Here is a 15567-nt window from a genome sequence, read left to right as displayed (position 1 = left end):
CGCGTCGAACGCCCGAGCGATCTACCATGAGAGGCGAGGTCTGCTGAGGCCCGTACCTTCCCTCGCTGAAACGGTAGGGAGGCCGGCATGGAGTTCGGGACCGGATCCGTAGGAGGGGGAGGGGGAGGGGGCGGAGCGCGCTATCTGCCGATCGCCGAGCACGGGTTGATCGGGGACCTCCGCACCGCCGCCCTGGTGGGGACGGACGGCACCATCGACTGGTACTGCTGCCCGCGGTTCGACGCGCCCAGTGTGTTCGGGTCCATCCTGGACGCCGAGCGGGGCGGGTCGTTCGAGCTGGCCGCCGACGTGCCGGCCCGGACGCGGCAGTTCTACTTCCCCGACACCAATGTGCTGATCACGCGGTTCTACGCGGCCGACGGCGTGGCGGAGATCCAGGACTTCATGCCGGTCGTCGACGAGTCCCGCGAGGCCTCCCGGCACCGGCTGATCCGTCGGGTGGTGTGCGTGCGCGGGACGCTGCCGTTCGCGGCGCGGATCGCACCCCGCTTCGGTTACGGAGCGGAGCCGCACACGGTGCGGGTGCGGTCCGGCGAGGCGGTCTTCGAGGCCCCGTCGATGACCCTGGCACTGACGTCGACCGCGCCGCTGGAGGGCGACGGCCGGGACGTCCGCTCGCACTTCAAGCTCCTGGAGGGCGAGTCCGTGGTGTTCGCGCTGGACCGGATCGGCGAGGACGTGCGCCCGCGGGCCTGCCCGCACGCCGAGGCGCAGGCGCAGTTCGAGGCGACCGTCCGGTTCTGGAGCAACTGGCTGAGCCGCTCGCGCTACCGCGGCCGGTGGCGGGAGATGGTGCACCGCTCCGCGCTGGTGTTGAAGCTGCTCACCTACGCGCCGACCGGCGCGATCGTGGCCGCGCCGACGACCAGCCTGCCCGAGCGGGTCGGCGGCGAACGCAACTGGGACTACCGGTACGTGTGGGTGCGCGACGCGGCCTTCTGCGTCTACGCCATGCTCCGCCTGGGCTTCACCTCGGAGGCCGAGGCGTTCATGGGCTTCCTGTCGGAGCAGGGGATCATGCGGGGCGCCGGCCCGTCCGGCCCGCTGCAGATCATGTACGGCATCGACGGGCGCAAGGACCTGCCCGAGTCCGAACTGGACCACCTCGAAGGGCACCTGGGCTCGGCGCCGGTGCGGGTCGGGAACGACGCCACCCACCAGCTCCAACTGGACATCTACGGGGCGCTGATCGACTCCGTCTACCTGCACGACAAGTGGGGGCAGCCGATCAGCAGCGCCCACTGGGACGAGGTCGGGGCCGTCGTGGACTGGCTCTGCGACCACTGGGACCAGCCCGACGAGGGCATCTGGGAGACCAGGGGCGGCCGACGGGACTTCGTCTACTCGCGGCTGATGTGCTGGGTGGCGATCGAGCGGGCGATCCGGATGGCCAACCGGCGCGGCCTGCCCGCGGACCTCGGCCGCTGGCTGCGGAACCGGGACGCGATCTACCGGCAGATCATGCGGGAGGGCTGGTCCGCCGAACGCGGGGCGTTCGTCCAGTCCCTGGGCGCCGACGTGCTGGACGCCTCGGTGCTGATGATGCCGATGGCCAAGTTCGTCTCGCCCACCGACCCCAAGTGGCTGGCGACCCTGGACGCCCTCACCCGGGACCTGGTCTCCGACTCGCTGGTCTACCGCTACGACCCGGCGGCCAGCCCGGACGGCCTGCACGGCACCGAGGGCACCTTCTCGATCTGCTCCTTCTGGTACGTCGAGGCGCTCACCCGGGCCGGCCGCCTGGAGGAGGCCCGGCTGGCCTTCGAGAAGATGCTCACCTACGGCAACCACCTCGGCCTCTACGCCGAGGAGATCGGCCGCACCGGCGAGCAACTCGGCAACTTCCCGCAGGCGTTCACCCACCTCTCACTGATCAGCGCGGCCTTCAACCTCGACCGCGCCCTCGGCTGAGGGCGCGGTCGAGGATCGGGGGAGGGAGGCCGCCCGGTCAGCGCGTCAGGGACGGCTCCGAAGGTCGGCGACCATGGTCAGGGAGCCCTCGCCCTCGCGGGGGCCGTGCGCCAGGAGGCGGCCGGGTCGCGGTGGGTCGACGGGGGTGCGGACGGGGGTGGTGGTGCAGTTCCGGCCACTGAGTGGCATGTTCACGACAGTAGCGTGATCTCTCCGTCACTGTACGTGCCAGTAGCGCCATGCTGTTCCTACGGAGACGAACGGGCTGCCGGAGCATTGATGGCCCGCCGTCGCCTCCCGTGACGCGTCCACATGATCGAGTGGTCGTCGTCCCATCCTGCGGGCAAGTGACGCGCCGTCCGCCATGACCACGGCTGACGAGCAGCTGCTGCAGGTCTCAACGTCCTTATGAACAAAGGGGATTGACTCATGCTGCCCACCATGTCGCAGAACGCCCGGGAGACCTTCCTCGCCGACCGCCGAGTCGGGGTGCTGAGCGTCGCGGACCCCAGAGAAGGCGACCGGGCGCCCCTGTGCGTGCCGGTCTGGTACGGCTATGAGCCCGGGGGCGAGATCCTCGTCCAGACGGGGCGCGAGACGGTAAAGGGCCGACTGCTGTGCGCCGCGGGCCGGTTCAGCCTCTGCGTGCAGGACGAGCGGCGGCCCTACCGGTACGTGAGCGTCGAAGGGCCGGTCGTCACCGTCGAGGACCCGGTGCCGCCGGCCGTCCGGGACGCCCTGGCCCACCGCTACCTGGACCCGGACGAGGCCCGCGGCTACCTCGATGCCACCGCCGACCAGCTCAAGGACGACATCCTGTTCCGGCTGCGCCCGCAGCGCTGGCGGACCGCCGACTTCTCGGCCTTCGCCGCCGACTTCACCGAGCCCGCCCACCCGGCGGCCGACTCCGCCGAACCGCCCCGGCCCACCGAACCCACCCGGCCCGCCGAACCCGTCCGGCCCGCCGAACCCGCCGCCGACAGCGCGGACTGACCTGGCGTGCCGTCGGCACCGGCCCGCAGCCGCGGCCGACGGAGCCACCTCCTGAGAAGGATCCATGACCGACATCGACGTTTCGTCGCGCCCGCTCCACCTCCCTGCCCCCCCGCCCCGCGGCGGCCCGCGCCTCCCGCGCCGACCGGCCGCAGGACCTCACCCTCCCGGAGCTCTTCGCCCGGCAGGCGGCCGCCCGCCCGGGCGCACCGGCGGTCCGCCACCGCGACCGCACCCTCAGCTACGGCCAGTTGGACGCCGGATCGACCGCGCTGGCCGCCCGGCTGCTGGCCGCGGGCATCACCCCCGGTGAGCCCGTCGGCGTGTGCGGCAGCCGCTCCCCGGAAGCACTGATCGCCCTGCTGGGCATCCTCAAGGCCGGCTGCGCCTACGTCCCGCTGGACGACGACCTGCCCCCGGCCCGCCTGCGCGCCATGGCCGAGGACGCCGGGCTGCGCGCCGCCGTCACCCTGCCCGGCACCGAACGCCGGGTCCGCGGCCTGCGGGTGAGCATCCCGGCCGTCGACGACGGGGACTCTGCGCCGGCGCCCGTCCGGACCACCGGCGTCCTGTCGGCGCCCGGTGACTGCGCCTACGTCGCCTTCACCTCCGGTACGACCGGCCGCCCCAAGCCGGTGGCGATCCCGCACCGGGGAGTCGCCCGACTCGTCCTGGCCGACCGCGAACTGCCCCCGCCCGGGCCGGGCGACCGGATCCTGCACGGCTACGGCCTCTCCTCGGACGCCTCGACCATCGAGATCTGGGGCGCCCTCCTGACCGGCGCCTGCCTGGTGATCGCCGACCGCGAGGAACTCCTCTCGCCGACCGCGCTGGAACACCTGCTGCGCAGCCGGGGCGTCACCGTCGCCTACCTGACCACGAGCGTCTTCCACCTGCTCGCCCGGACCCGCCCGCAGGCGATGGCGGGCCTGCGGTTCGTCTCGGCCGGCGGCGAGGCGATGGACCCGCGCCTGGCGAACGCCGTCCTGGCCGCCTGCCCCGGCACCACCGTGGTCAACTTCTACGGCCCGACCGAGAACTCGGTGGTCTCCACCGCCCACGTCGTCCGCCCGCTGCCCGAGGACGCCGCCGGTGTCCCGATCGGCCGCCCGTACGCCGGCACCACCTGCCATGTGCTGCGCGCCGACGGCACGCCCGCGGCGCCGGGCGAGGAGGGCGAGCTGTACGTCGGCGGGGAGGGCCTGGCCCTCGGCTATCCGGGCGACGAGCAGCTGACCGCGCAGCGGTTCGTCCGGCTGCCCCAGGTCGAACCCGGCGGCCGCCTCTACCGCACCGGCGACCGGGTCGTCCGCACCGCCGACGGCCTGCTGGAGTACCGCGGGCGCGCGGACCGCCAGGTCAAGCTGCGCGGCGCGCGGATCGAACTGGACGAGGTGGAGGCCCGGCTGCGGGCCCACCCCGCCGTGGCCGAGGCCGTCGTCGAGACCGACGGCGAGGCGCTGACCGCCTACATCACCCCCACTGCCCCGGCGGAGCCCCTGCCGCTGCCCGAACTGCGCGGCTACTGCGCCCGCTGGCTGCCGCCGCAGGCCGTGCCCGTGCTGGTCGCCCTCGACCGCTTCCCGGTGACCAGCGGCGGCAAGGTGGACCGCAAACGCCTGCGCGCCACCGCCGCCGCCGCTACCGCCACCACCGCTGCCAGCGCCGCCACCGCGGACCGGATACCGCACCAGCAGCCGGCCGAAGGGCTCGCCGGCCTCCTCGCCGGGATCTGGCAGCAGGTGCTGCGCACCCGGCCCGCCCCCGAGGACGACTTCTTCCACCTCGGCGGCGACTCCCTGCTCGCCTCGGAGGCCGTCACCCGCACCCTCGCCGCCCTCGGCCTCGACGCCGCACTCAGCTCCACCCTCATCCGGGCGCTGCTCACCGCCCCCACCCTCGCGCGCTTCACCGAGGCCGTCCGGGCCGCCCGCGACGGTTCCCCGAGCGACGCCGGGCAGAGCACCGTCGACTTCGTCCGGGAGGCCGAACTCGGCTTCCGCCTCCCGCCCGCCCAGGGCCCCGCGCCCCGCCCCCGGGACCCGGCGCACGTCCTGCTCACCGGCGCCTCCGGCTTCGTCGGCGCCTTCCTGCTGACCACCCTGCTGCGCCGCACCACCGCCCGGATCCACTGCCCCGTCCGCGCCGCGAGCCCCGCCCACGCCGAACAGCGCGTGCGCACCGCCCTCGCCCGCTACGGCCTGCACCTCGACGAGGCCGACCGGCAGCGGCTGGAGTGCTTCCCCGCCGACCTCGCCGAGCCCGGACTCGGGCTGTCGGCCGAGCGGCGCGCCGAGCTGGCCGCCCGCCTGGACCTGATCGTCCACAACGGGGCCCAGGTCAACTTCCTCTACCCGTACGAGCAGCTGCGCGCCCCCAATGTGGACGGCACCCGCGAGATCGTTCGCCTTGCCGCGCCCCGCCGCGTCCCGGTCCACTTCCTGTCGACCGTCGCCGTCGTGGCCGGCGCCGGGGCGGCCGGGGTGCGCGAGGTCGCCGAGGACGCCCCCCTGGCCCACGCCGACGGGCTGACGATGGGCTACGCCGAGAGCAAGTGGGTCGCCGAAGGGGTGCTGCGCCGGGCCGCCGAGCAGGGACTGCCGGTGGCCGTCCACCGCCCGTACGAGGTGACGGGGGACCAGGTGAGCGGCGTGAGCAACACCGAGACCGCGATCTGCTCGCTGTTCCGGACGATCGCCGAGACCGGGCTGGCCCCGGACATCGCCCTGCCGATGGACTTCGTCCCGGTCGACCACCTCGCCGAGGCCGTCGTCCACATCGCCACCCGTCGGGACGCCGACGGCCGTACCTACCACCTCACCAACCCCCGCCCCGCGATGCTGTCGGACGTCATCGACCGGATGCGCGCGGCCGGCTGCGCGGTGCGCACGCTGCCCTACCCGCACTGGGTCGACGAGCTGGTCCGTCACGTCGCCGAGAACCCCACGAGCGCCACCGCGCCCTTCGTGTCGCTGTGCGTGGACCGCAGCCGCACCGCCGACATGTCCGTCAAGGAGCTCTACTTCGAGGGCACCTTCCCGGTGCTCGGCCGGCACAACGCCGAAGCCGCCCTGGCGGACAGCGGACTGCACTGCCCGCCGGTCGACTCCGCCCTGCTGGACCGGTACCTGGAGTACTTCTTCGCCTCCGGCTACCTCCAGCGGCCCACCGCCGGCTCCGCCACCGCCACCGGCTCCGCCACCGCCACCGGCTCCGCCACCGGCCCCGCCGCCGCCGTCACCGCCGCCGTCCGGGAGGGCACCCGATGACCGACACCGCCGTCCCCGCCCAGATCCCCACCCCGATGCCCGTCCCCGAGGTGACACCCGGCACCGCCGGACCGCCCTGCGAGTACGCCCGGCTGCGCGCCGAACAGCCCGTCGTCCAGGCGCAGTTGCCCAACGGCGAGACGGCGTGGCTGCTCAGCCGCTACGCGGACGCCCGCGCCGCCTTCGCCGACCCGAGGCTGGTGCGGCCCCTGCTGTCCGCCTGGCCGCCCGTCGAGGGCGACGACGCCCCGCCGCCGTGCCTGCCGACCTTCCTGGAGATGCGGGGTGAGCACCACGAGCGGGTGCGGCGCGCCGTCCTGCCGCTGTTCGGCCGTGGGCGCCTGGAGTTCATGCGACCCCGGATCCGCGCCATCGCGGAGGAGCTGATCGACGCCATGACGGCCGGCTCGCCCGACCGCACGGCCGACCTGGTGGCCGGCTACGTCGAACCGCTGCCGCTGCGCGTGCTGTGCGAGACCATCGGCCTCCCGCACGAGGACCGCGACCGCTACCTCCCGCACACCCTCACCCTGCTCAGTGCCGCCGGGCTGACGATGGACGAGATCCTCACCGCGCTGTACGCCCTCCAGGACTACGCCTCGGAGCTGATCACTCGCAAGGAGGAAGAAGAGGAGGAAGAAGAGGGGGGAGGAGCGCCCCAGGACGGGGACTACATCCGGCTGCTGCTCGCCGAGACCCGCCGCTCCGGCAGCGAGCTGGTCAGGGACGACGTGGTGAGCTTCGTCGTAACCATGCTGATGGCCGGCTACAAGACCAACATGCAGCACACCGGGAACGCCCTGCTCACCCTCCTCACCCACCCCGACCAGCTCCGCCGGCTGCGCGAGGAACCCGCCGGGATCGCCACCGCCGTGGACGAACTGCTGCGCCACGTACCGCTGATGAACGCGATCAACATCCTCGTCGCGGAGGAGGACCTCACCCTCCACGGGCAGCTGATCCGGGCCGGGGACGCGGTCGTGCCGGTGCCCGCCTCCGCCAACCGCGACCCCGGGGCGTTCACCGACCCCGACCGCCTCGACCTCTCCCGTACGCCCAACCCGCACCTCGCCTTCGGCCATGGCCCGCACGCCTGCACCGGCGCGCACCTGAGCCGGATGCAACTGGCCGTGGTGATCCAGGTGTTGCTGGAGAAGCTGCCCGGCATCGAGCTCGCCGAGCCCGCCGAGTCGCTGCCCTGGGACGAGACCACCCCGCTGCGCGCGCCCGCCCGGCTGCCGGTGCGCTGGTGACGGCGGCACCCCCGCCGCGCACCCCCGCTCCACGGCACCGCCCCGAACCCCGATCCCGTACCGAACAGAGAGGACCGCGCCGCATGAGCGCACCCCAGGCGCCCGCCACCACCGACCAGGCCCCGGCTCCCGGCCCGGGTCAGGCCCCGGCCCACGCGCCGGCCCACGCCCCGGGCGGGGAGGCCCTGCCCCGCTACCCGTTCAGCACCGACGGCGACCGCCTCGCCCCCGAACTGGACGAGCTGCGCAGCCGTTGCCCCGTCGCCCGGGTCAGGACCAACGCCGGCGGCGAGGCCTGGCTGGTCACCGGCTACGAGTTGGCCCGTGACGTCCTGCGGGACCGCTCCTTCGCCCGCTCCGTCCTCGGCGAGGCCGACAGCCCGACCCAGGACGCCCCGATCCTGGCGCCCGAACTGCTGGACGCCATGAACCACCTCCAGCAGGCCGGACTGCGCGACGAGGTGCTCGCCGCGCTCGGCCGCAACCAGCCCGAACTGCCCGCCGACTGGGTCGCCGAGGTGACCCGGGAGGGCCTGGAACGGATGGTCGCCGAGGGTGCGCCGGGCGACCTCCAGCGCCACTTCGCCGAGTGGGTCGCCGCGCAGTGCCTGTGCCGCCTGCTCGGCCTGCCGTTCGAGGACCGGGAGTGGCTCGCCGAGCGCGCTGACAAGGACCTCACCATGGCGACCTACTCCGATGAGGAACTCGCCGTCAACTGGGAGGAGCTCCGCGCCTACATGGCGGCCTTCCTGGCCGCCCGCACCCCCGGGCAGCCGCGCGGCCTCGCCGACCGGCTCGCCGACCTGAACGCCGAGCGGCCCTCCGAGGGGTTCTCGGAGCGGAAGGGGCTGAGCGACGAGCAGCTGTCCAACATCGTCTCCGTGCTGTTCGTCAGCGGCTACGAGGACTTCGCCAGCTTCCTGGGTGTCGCCGCCGTCAACCTCCTCCAACACCCCGAGGCGATGGCGGAGTTGCGGGAGAGCCCGGAGGAGACACCCCGGCACGTGGAGGAACTGCTGCGGTGCAGCGTCGTCCTCGGCAACGCCATCCCGCGCTTCGTCACCGAGGACACCTCCCTGGGCGGCGAGCGGGTCAAGGCCGGCGATCTGGTGCTGCTCTCGCTGGACGCGGCCAACTACGACCCCGGCACCTTCGCCGACCCCGAGCGGTTCGAGCCCGCCCGCTCGCCCAACCCCCACCTGCGGTTCGGCCACGGCCGTCACCACTGCCCCGGCGCCCACCTGGTGCGGCGGCAGTCCGACACGGCCTTCCGGGTCCTGCTCCAGTGGTTCCCCGGGCTGCGCCTGGCGGTGCCGGTGGACGAGGTGCCGTGGCACCCGAACCGGATGGCCATCATGGCCGCCGCCGTTCCGGTCACCTGGTGACCTGACGTGACCTGACCCTGACCCTGTCCTGACCGGACCTGCACCCCCTGCCCGCCGTCGGCAGGGGGTGCACCCGTGCCCGGGCGGCTCGGGTCGGGTCCGGTCGATCAGGCGCTCAACGGGTAACGGCCGTCCAGGTCGTGGAAGACAGCGCCGTTGAGTACGAAGGCCCGCTTGCACTCCTCGACCACCCGGCGCCGCTCCACCTCGTCCATCGCCGCGCCCGCCGCGTCCAGCTTGGCCCGGTAGTCGCGCTTGAAGGCGGCCGGGTTGGTGACGTCCTCGAAGACGTAGAACCGGACGCCGTCACCCTTGCGCTCGAAGCCCCAGGCCTTCTCGGCCAGGCCCCGGATGATCTGGCCGCCCGACAGGTCGCCCAGGTAGCGGGTGTAGTGGTGGGCGAGGTAGCCGGCCGGCCACTCGGTGGCCAGCTCCTCGATCCGCGCCGCGTACGCGGCGGTGGCGGGCAGCGGTGCGAGTCCGGCGCGCCAGTCGGGCCCGCGCAGGTGTGCCAGGTCGCGTTCGATGGCGGCGGTGCGCAGCAGCGCCGGATCGATGAACGGGCCCGCCAGCGGGTGCTCCGCGAGTTGCTCGGCCCGCTCCTCCAGTGCCCGGTAGACGAACCAGAGCTGGCCGGTGAGGTCGGCGTAGGCGTCGATCCCGAGCTGCCCGCCCAGCAGGTGGCTCATGAAGGAGGAGTGCTCCGCGGCCTCGTGCTCCTCGCTGCTGGCGGTGCGGAGCACGGTGGAGAAGGGGACGGGCTCGGGCGTGGGCATACGGCCTCCAGGGATCGGATGCGGCCGGGGCGGAAGGACCCCGCAAATTTCGGTTAGCCTAACCTTAGTTCACGACTTCCCGACACTCTGTCGGTAAAGGTAGCGGAGCCGCCCCGGAAACGGCAGGGGCAGGACGGATGCGGCCCTACGACCCCGGCCACGCACCGGCGCCGACACGCCGACGCCCCGCCGGTCCGGCCCCGGAGGGAGTCGGACCGGCGGGGCGAGGGGCCCGCAGGTCAGCGGGCGCTGCCGCGACGGCGGCGGAACACGAGGACGCCGCCCGCCAGCGCCAGCGCCGCGGCCGCGCCGCCGATCACGACGGGTGCCGAGGACGGGGCTGCCGCCGTCCGCGACGCGGTGCCGTAGCCGCTGGACATCCCGGCGGCGGCGTACTCCGAGCCCGGCAGCTTGTCGGCGTAGCGGGCCTTGACCAGCTTCTGGTACTCGCTCAGCGAGGCCGAGGGCCGCCCGTTCAGCCCCTGCCGCGCCTGGTCGTTGAGCGGCTCGACCGTGGTGAGCCGCAGCTGGTACCAGCCGCGGATCTGCGGCTCGCTGAACACCAGCGTCCCGGGCGTGGCCTTTGCGGCGTACCCGGCGTCGCTGGCGCCGTCGCGCACGCCGGCCAGGTGCCAGCCGCCGCCCTGGGTGGGGGCGAGCATGACGGTGGCGTTGCGCCCGTTGACCGTGGTGTTCAGGGCGGAGACCAGATAGCTCAGCCGGATCGCCTGGGAGGCGATCGGCAGGGCCGTCCCGGCGACGAACCCGGGAGTGAGCTCGTTCAGGGCCAGCGGGTCGTTGACGGTGAAGGCCGGGAGGTCCGCGCACGGGTCGGCCCGGTCGGGGATCGGCTGTGCCATCCCGGTCGCGTCCCCCTGGGGCAGCGGAACGCTGAGGAAGCGGCAGACGGCGTTGCGGACGTCGGCGGACTTCACCAGGTCGAGGGCGGCCCCGTAGTCCGGGATGTCCGCCGGGAGCGGGTCCTTGACCGGGGCCGCGTGGACGGGGCCGGCGAGCGGCAGCAGCGCGCAGGCGGCGGCCGCCAGCAGGGCGGCCGGGCGGAGGCGGCGGGTGGCCGCCGGCCCGGCGGGTGTCGTGGTCCTGTGCATGGCCGTCCGCCTCACCTGGAGATGCCGATCCGGGAATGGGTCCACTTGAACGAGCTGTTGCTGACGTAGTCGTTGTAGTTCCACCACGTGTAGGTGGCGGTGTCCGGCCACGGGTCGGCGACCCCGATGGTGTTGTTCGAGGTGTCGAAGCCGTAGACCACGTTCATGTGGCCGCCGCCGGACGTCCAGCCGATCCGGGCCGCGACCGGCCGGGCCGCCTTGACGTCGGTGTAGACCTGGTTGAAGGTGGCCGCGCTGGTCAGGCCCGTGCCGAGGTGGGCCATGCCGAGGCTCTGCCAGCCCCTGGCCATGTCGTCGAGCGTGGCCGGCTGGTTGTTGCAGCCGTAGTAGGGCTGGGCCCGGTTGCAGAAGTCCGTCTGGGTGGTGCCGTAGCCCTGGAACTTGGCGATGGTCAGGCCGGAGGCGACCCAGCACCACTGGGACTTCTCCTGCTTGAGCATGGTGATGGTGTCCTGGCCGGCCTCGGCGTGGGCCTGGCCGCCCGCGGTGGCGAGCAATGCCGGAGCCGTCAGGAGGACGGCCGTCGCCGCGGTCGCGAATCTGGGTCTGCCCATGGGTCTGCCTTCCCGCGCGGAGCGCGATGTGTGGCGGGGATTTTGCAGAGCCATGACAGCACGGAACGGTGCGATTACGGAACGTATGCGAAGGAGTGTTGCGAACGGGTTCGCATCGCGACGCCGGAAGTCGGTGCGGCGCCCGCCCGCCCGCCCGTTGACGCAGCGGCGGCATCGCTCGCGCACCGAACCGCAAAGGGTTCTTTGCGAATAACCCTTTGCGAAGAACCCTTTGCGGTCTACCGTGTGTCGCATGGCTGATGCAGTGGAGAGGCCGGACGGCCCGAAAGTTGACGAGGACTCGGTTGTCCTGGATGCCAAGGGGCTGCGTGCCCTGGCGCATCCGGTGCGCGTGCAGCTGGTCGGGCTGCTGCGGAAGTACGGCCCGTCGACGGCCACCCGCCTCGCGGAGCGGCTGGGCGTGAACTCCGGCACGGCCAGCTACCACCTCCGGCAGCTCGGCGCGGCCGGTTTCGTCGAAGAGGACACCGAACGCGGCAACGCGCGGGAGCGCTGGTGGCGTTCGGTGCACCGGACGACGTGGTTCAACGATCCGGAGCTGGCCGAGCAGGAGCCCGAGGCCGCACTGGCCTACCAGCAGTCACTCGCCGCCATCTACACCCTGCGCACCCAGCAGACCCTGAACGGGCTCCAGACGATGCCCCGCGCATGGCGGAACACCTTCGACATGAGCGACTGGTCCCTGCGGCTCACGCCTGAGGAAGCCACGACCCTGTACCGGGAGTTGGCGGAAGTCATCGCGCGCTACCGGCGAGACACTCCGGAGGCGGCGGCGACTGCCCCCGAGGGAGCCGAACGGGTCGCCGTGATCACGAAGATCCTGCCCGAACTGGATGCGCCTGCCGCGTCGTCGCTCCCCTCCGGCCCGCAGGAAGCGGAAGGAAGCCCGACGTCATGACCGACGACGCCGTGGAGACCGGCGGCATACCCGGCAGGAGGTCCTTACGGCCGCTGGTCGCGGTCCTGGCAGCCATGGCCGTGTCGCTGACCGGCACTCGGATCTCCGTGGTGGCGCTGCCCTGGTTCGTCCTCGTCACCACCGGCAGCGCCACCCAGACCGGACTGGTCGCCTTCTGCGAGATGACTCCCTACGTGGTGGTCAAGGCGTTCACCGGACCGCTGGTGGACCGGATCGGCCCGCGGGCCGTTTCCTGGACCACCGATCTGGCCAGCGCGACCGCCGCCGCCGCGGTTCCCCTGCTCCACACCCTGGACCTGCTCTCCTTCCCCCTCCTCCTGGTTCTGGTCGCGCTGATCGGCGCCGCCCGGGGCCCCGGCGACCTCGCCAAGGAGGTGATGGTCCCGGAGGCGGCCGAGCGTGGCCGGGTGCCGTTGGAGCGGGCCACCGGTCTGGCCGGTGTGATCGAGCGGCTCGCCTCCACCGTCGGCCTGGCGGTCGGCGGATCCCTGGTGGCGCTGCTCGGTCCCCTGACCGGGCTCGCCGTCAACGCGGGCTGCTTCGCCCTCGGATCGGTGATCATCAGACTCGCGCTGCCTCGTGGCCTGGGGCACGCGGCCGAGGACGCCCCCTCGCCGGCGGGGGAAACGGGACCGGGTTACTGGCGGCGGTTCGGCGAGGGCTTCACCTTCCTGCGCGGCGAGCCGCTGCTGCTCACCGTCATCGTCATGGTCGGCATCACCAACCTGCTGGATGCGGCGTTCGCCTCGGTGCTGGTACCCGTCTGGGCCAGGGAGTCCGGCAATGGGCCGACCGCGATCGGCCTGATGGGCAGTGTGATGGGGGCCGCGGCGGTCGGCGGGAGCCTGATCGCCGCGGTGGTCGCGCACCGGCTGCGGCGGCGGATGGTGGTGCTTGCCGGGTTCCTGCTGGCCGGGGCACCGAGGTTCCTGATCCTCGCCCTCGATGCCCCGCTGGGAGTGGTACTGGCCGTCTTCGCTGTCAGTGGGTTCGGTGCCGGCTTCGTCAACCCAGTGCTGGGGGCCCTCCTCGTCGAGCGGGTGCCGCGCCGGATGCTGGGCCGGGTCAACGCGCTCGGTGACTCGCTGGCCTGGGCCGGTATCCCGCTCGGCGGGCTGATCGCCGGGGCGGCGGTGACCGCTGTCGGACTCGTGCCGGTGCTGCTCGCCTGCGGCGCCGCGTACTTCCTCACCACGAATCTGGCCGGCCTGCGGCCGGAATGGCGCGAGATGGACCGTACGCGGGGGCGGGGCGTCCTGACACCGCATTCCGAGGAGGAGGCCTCACAGGACAGTGCGAATGCAGCGGCCTGACGTTCACAACGCTCATGGGTCGATTTACCTAACGCGCCGGGGTGAAGTCCGGGAGGCGGGCCAGCCCGGCGGCGACCGCCGCGAAGCCCCGGTCGAGCATCCGCAGCTCGTACTCCTGGACGGCAGCGGGCAGTTCGGCCTCGCCGCGGTGGGCGGCGGTGAGCGAGCGGCAGAGCAGTGCGGCGTCGCGGAACGCCAGGTTGGCGCCCTGGCCGGCGCTGGGCGGCATGGGGTGGATCGCGTCGCCGAGCAGGGTGACCGCGCCGGTGCCCCAGTGCGGCACCGGCTCGGAGTAGCGGAGCGTCAGCGGTGAGCTGTTGCCGACGTCGGACCGCCGGACCAGCTCGACCAGGTCGGGGTGCCAGCCGCGGACCAGGGTGAGCAGCCGGTCGCGCACCTGCGCCCAGTCCGTCGGCGCGGGGCCGCCGAGCGGCTCGGGGAGCATCACCACCCAGCGCAGGTAGCTTGCGGTGTCCGGGAGTTCCACCTCCGGTGCCAGTTCGGCCGCCGCGAGCCGGGGCGGGCGGCGGAACTCCATCCGGCCGATCAACAGGCTCGCCCCGGGCCCCTGGACCAGGGTGCCGGCGCCCGGCACCAGCGCGGCGAGCCGCTCGGTCATCGGGGTGCGCCCCAGCAGCGCGCCACCCGGTACGGCGGTGACCTCGGCCCCGGGCAGCAGTTGCCGCCGTACGGCCGAGCCCACGCCGTCCGCCCCGACCAGCAGGTCGCCCACCACGCTGGTGCCGTCCGCGAACCGCGCCTCCACCCGGCCGTCCGGCCGCTCCCGGTACCCGACCACGGCCCGCCCGAACTCCACCCGGTCCCCGAGCCCCGCGAGCAGCAGCTGCCGCAGCACGTGCCGGTCGGCGGCGGTGCCCCCGCTGGTCGGGCCGAGCTGCCGCAGCTCCGTCAACTGCTCGTCCACCACGCGCCGTTCGCCCGCGAGCGGCCCGGTCACCGCGGTCAGCAGTCCGTGCAGCCGAGGTGGCAGGCACTCCCGCAAAGCGGCCAGCCCGGGCTCGTCCAGCCCGATCCGGAAGCCCTGGTACCGGCTGTCCGCCCCGCCCTCCCGCTCGAACACCCGCACGTCGATCCCGGCCCGGAGCAGCCCTTGGGCCAGACAGAGCCCCCCGATCCCGGCCCCGGCCACCAACACCTTCATGCTGCGCATCCTCGTCCCGCCCGCCTGCTCGTCCGTTCCTTGCACCGTCAGCCTGGCCGACCACGGCCCCCGCGCGGCAGGTCGCTCCGTCACCGATCCGGTATGACAGCTGTCACCTCACCGCCCGGGCGACCGATCCGGCGCTCCCTCCACCGAGCCGGGCGGAACGCGACGGACCGGAGGGGAACGGCAGGTCAGGCTCCGATGGCGCCCTTGTAGTTCTCGGCCTGGGTGGGAGTGAGGAGCTTGGAGACGCGGATCAGGACGGCGCCCTTGACGAAGTCGTATTCCGTCAGCGTGGGCAGCGACTTCACGGTGTCCTGGATGTACTTGGCGCGCTGTTCGGCGTCGGCCGGGGTGGCGAAGACCTCGATGGCGCCGCCGCGGGCCACCGAGTCGGCGTCCTGGCCGTCGAGGTCGGCCGCCTTGACGCGGGTGTCGGTGAAGGTGACCTTCGAGGTGTACTGGCCGGGTCGGCCGAGGAGGTGGTTCGGGTCGTCCTCGGCGGTCACGGAGCGGCCGAACTGTGCGCTGGGGACGGTCATGGCGACGGTGGCGAAGCTGCCCGCGGCGGTGCGGGCGATCGCGCCCGGGTCAACCCGGGTCGGGGTGGCGGAGGGAGTGTCCATGGTGAAGGCGGCACTCCCCGTGGCCGTGGGGGCGGCGGCCGCCGGTCCGGCACCGGAGGCACCGGACCCGGAGGCACCGGACCCGGAGCCGGAACTGTCGCAGGCGGCCGCCGTGGCGCTCAGGGCGACGGCGAGCAGGACGAGGGCGGTGCGGCGCATGGGGTTCCCCTGGGTCGTGGTGCGGGTGGTCGGAGCGACCGTAGCGGTACGCACGGTCGGGTGCGGGCGGTG

13 protein-coding genes are annotated in these 15567 nt (G+C 73.4%); 7 read left to right on the top strand and 6 right to left on the bottom strand.

Annotated elements, in window-relative coordinates:
* The first annotated feature begins 87 nt into the window (after nucleotides 1-87).
* Nucleotides 88-1932 carry a glycoside hydrolase family 15 protein gene (locus AB0F71_RS12235; protein WP_360231527.1) on the top strand — a complete coding sequence of 615 codons (1845 nt, stop codon included), beginning with the start codon at nucleotides 88-90 and terminating at the stop codon, nucleotides 1930-1932.
* Between the two features lie 45 nt (nucleotides 1933-1977).
* Here AB0F71_RS12235 and AB0F71_RS12230 read toward each other — a convergent pair whose 3' ends face one another.
* Entirely contained in the window at nucleotides 1978-2121 is a 144-nt protein-coding gene (locus AB0F71_RS12230; RefSeq protein WP_360231524.1) for a hypothetical protein, read from the bottom strand.
* 240 nt (nucleotides 2122-2361) lie between these two features.
* Here AB0F71_RS12230 and AB0F71_RS12225 point away from each other — a divergent pair, with 240 nt between their 5' ends.
* The 4 genes from AB0F71_RS12225 to AB0F71_RS12210 all read left to right on the top strand — a co-directional run bounded on the left by AB0F71_RS12225 (nucleotide 2362) and on the right by AB0F71_RS12210 (nucleotide 8832).
* Entirely contained in the window at nucleotides 2362-2925 is a 564-nt protein-coding gene (locus AB0F71_RS12225) for a pyridoxamine 5'-phosphate oxidase family protein (protein WP_360231521.1), read from the top strand.
* 104 nt (nucleotides 2926-3029) lie between these two features.
* On the top strand, nucleotides 3030-6194 hold the full coding sequence (locus AB0F71_RS12220) for an amino acid adenylation domain-containing protein (RefSeq protein WP_360231805.1): 3165 nt from the start codon (nucleotides 3030-3032) through the stop codon (nucleotides 6192-6194).
* Nucleotides 6191-7447 (top strand): cytochrome P450, encoded by a 1257-nt coding sequence (locus AB0F71_RS12215; RefSeq protein ID WP_360231518.1) that lies wholly within the window; start codon nucleotides 6191-6193, stop codon nucleotides 7445-7447. Before AB0F71_RS12220 ends, AB0F71_RS12215 begins: the two co-directional genes overlap by 4 nt.
* Nucleotides 7448-7530: 83 nt before the next feature.
* On the top strand, nucleotides 7531-8832 hold the full coding sequence (locus tag AB0F71_RS12210; RefSeq protein WP_360231515.1) for a cytochrome P450: 1302 nt from the start codon (nucleotides 7531-7533) through the stop codon (nucleotides 8830-8832).
* Nucleotides 8833-8939: 107 nt separating this feature from the next.
* Here the strand turns inward: AB0F71_RS12210 and AB0F71_RS12205 are convergent, their stop codons facing one another.
* The 3 genes from AB0F71_RS12205 to AB0F71_RS12195 form a co-directional block, all read right to left on the bottom strand.
* Nucleotides 8940-9608: a biliverdin-producing heme oxygenase gene (locus AB0F71_RS12205; protein WP_360231512.1), complete on the bottom strand. Its 669-nt coding sequence runs from the start codon at nucleotides 9606-9608 to the stop codon at nucleotides 8940-8942.
* Nucleotides 9609-9847: 239 nt separating this feature from the next.
* Complete coding sequence (locus AB0F71_RS12200) at nucleotides 9848-10717, bottom strand: hypothetical protein (RefSeq protein WP_360231509.1); 870 nt, start codon at nucleotides 10715-10717, stop codon at nucleotides 9848-9850.
* Nucleotides 10718-10728: 11 nt separating this feature from the next.
* The gene (locus AB0F71_RS12195; RefSeq protein WP_360231506.1) at nucleotides 10729-11292 is read right to left on the bottom strand and encodes a papain-like cysteine protease family protein; all 564 of its coding nucleotides are present in this window, start codon (nucleotides 11290-11292) and stop codon (nucleotides 10729-10731) included.
* A gap of 253 nt (nucleotides 11293-11545) precedes the next feature.
* Here AB0F71_RS12195 and AB0F71_RS12190 point away from each other — a divergent pair, with 253 nt between their 5' ends.
* Nucleotides 11546-12211, top strand: coding sequence for a helix-turn-helix domain-containing protein (locus tag AB0F71_RS12190; protein WP_360231503.1), 666 nt, complete (start codon nucleotides 11546-11548; stop codon nucleotides 12209-12211).
* A complete protein-coding gene (locus tag AB0F71_RS12185; protein ID WP_360231500.1) occupies nucleotides 12208-13545 on the top strand; it encodes an MFS transporter in 1338 nt (445 codons plus the stop codon). The genes AB0F71_RS12190 and AB0F71_RS12185 overlap by 4 nt, the downstream gene beginning before the upstream one ends.
* 28 nt (nucleotides 13546-13573) lie before the next feature.
* Here AB0F71_RS12185 and AB0F71_RS12180 read toward each other — a convergent pair whose 3' ends face one another.
* Nucleotides 13574-14707, bottom strand: a complete 1134-nt coding sequence (locus tag AB0F71_RS12180; RefSeq protein ID WP_360231497.1) for an NAD(P)/FAD-dependent oxidoreductase — start codon at nucleotides 14705-14707, stop codon at nucleotides 13574-13576.
* A gap of 194 nt (nucleotides 14708-14901) precedes the next feature.
* Nucleotides 14902-15495, bottom strand: coding sequence for a hypothetical protein (locus AB0F71_RS12175; protein ID WP_360231494.1), 594 nt, complete (start codon nucleotides 15493-15495; stop codon nucleotides 14902-14904).
* Nucleotides 15496-15567 lie beyond the last annotated feature (72 nt).

It is taken from the genome of Kitasatospora sp. NPDC028055 (assembly GCF_040637885.1).
GTDB lineage: Bacteria > Actinomycetota > Actinomycetes > Streptomycetales > Streptomycetaceae > Kitasatospora.
Note: the sequence above shows the minus strand (reverse complement) of the source record. Positions and strands in the feature narration are given on the sequence as shown.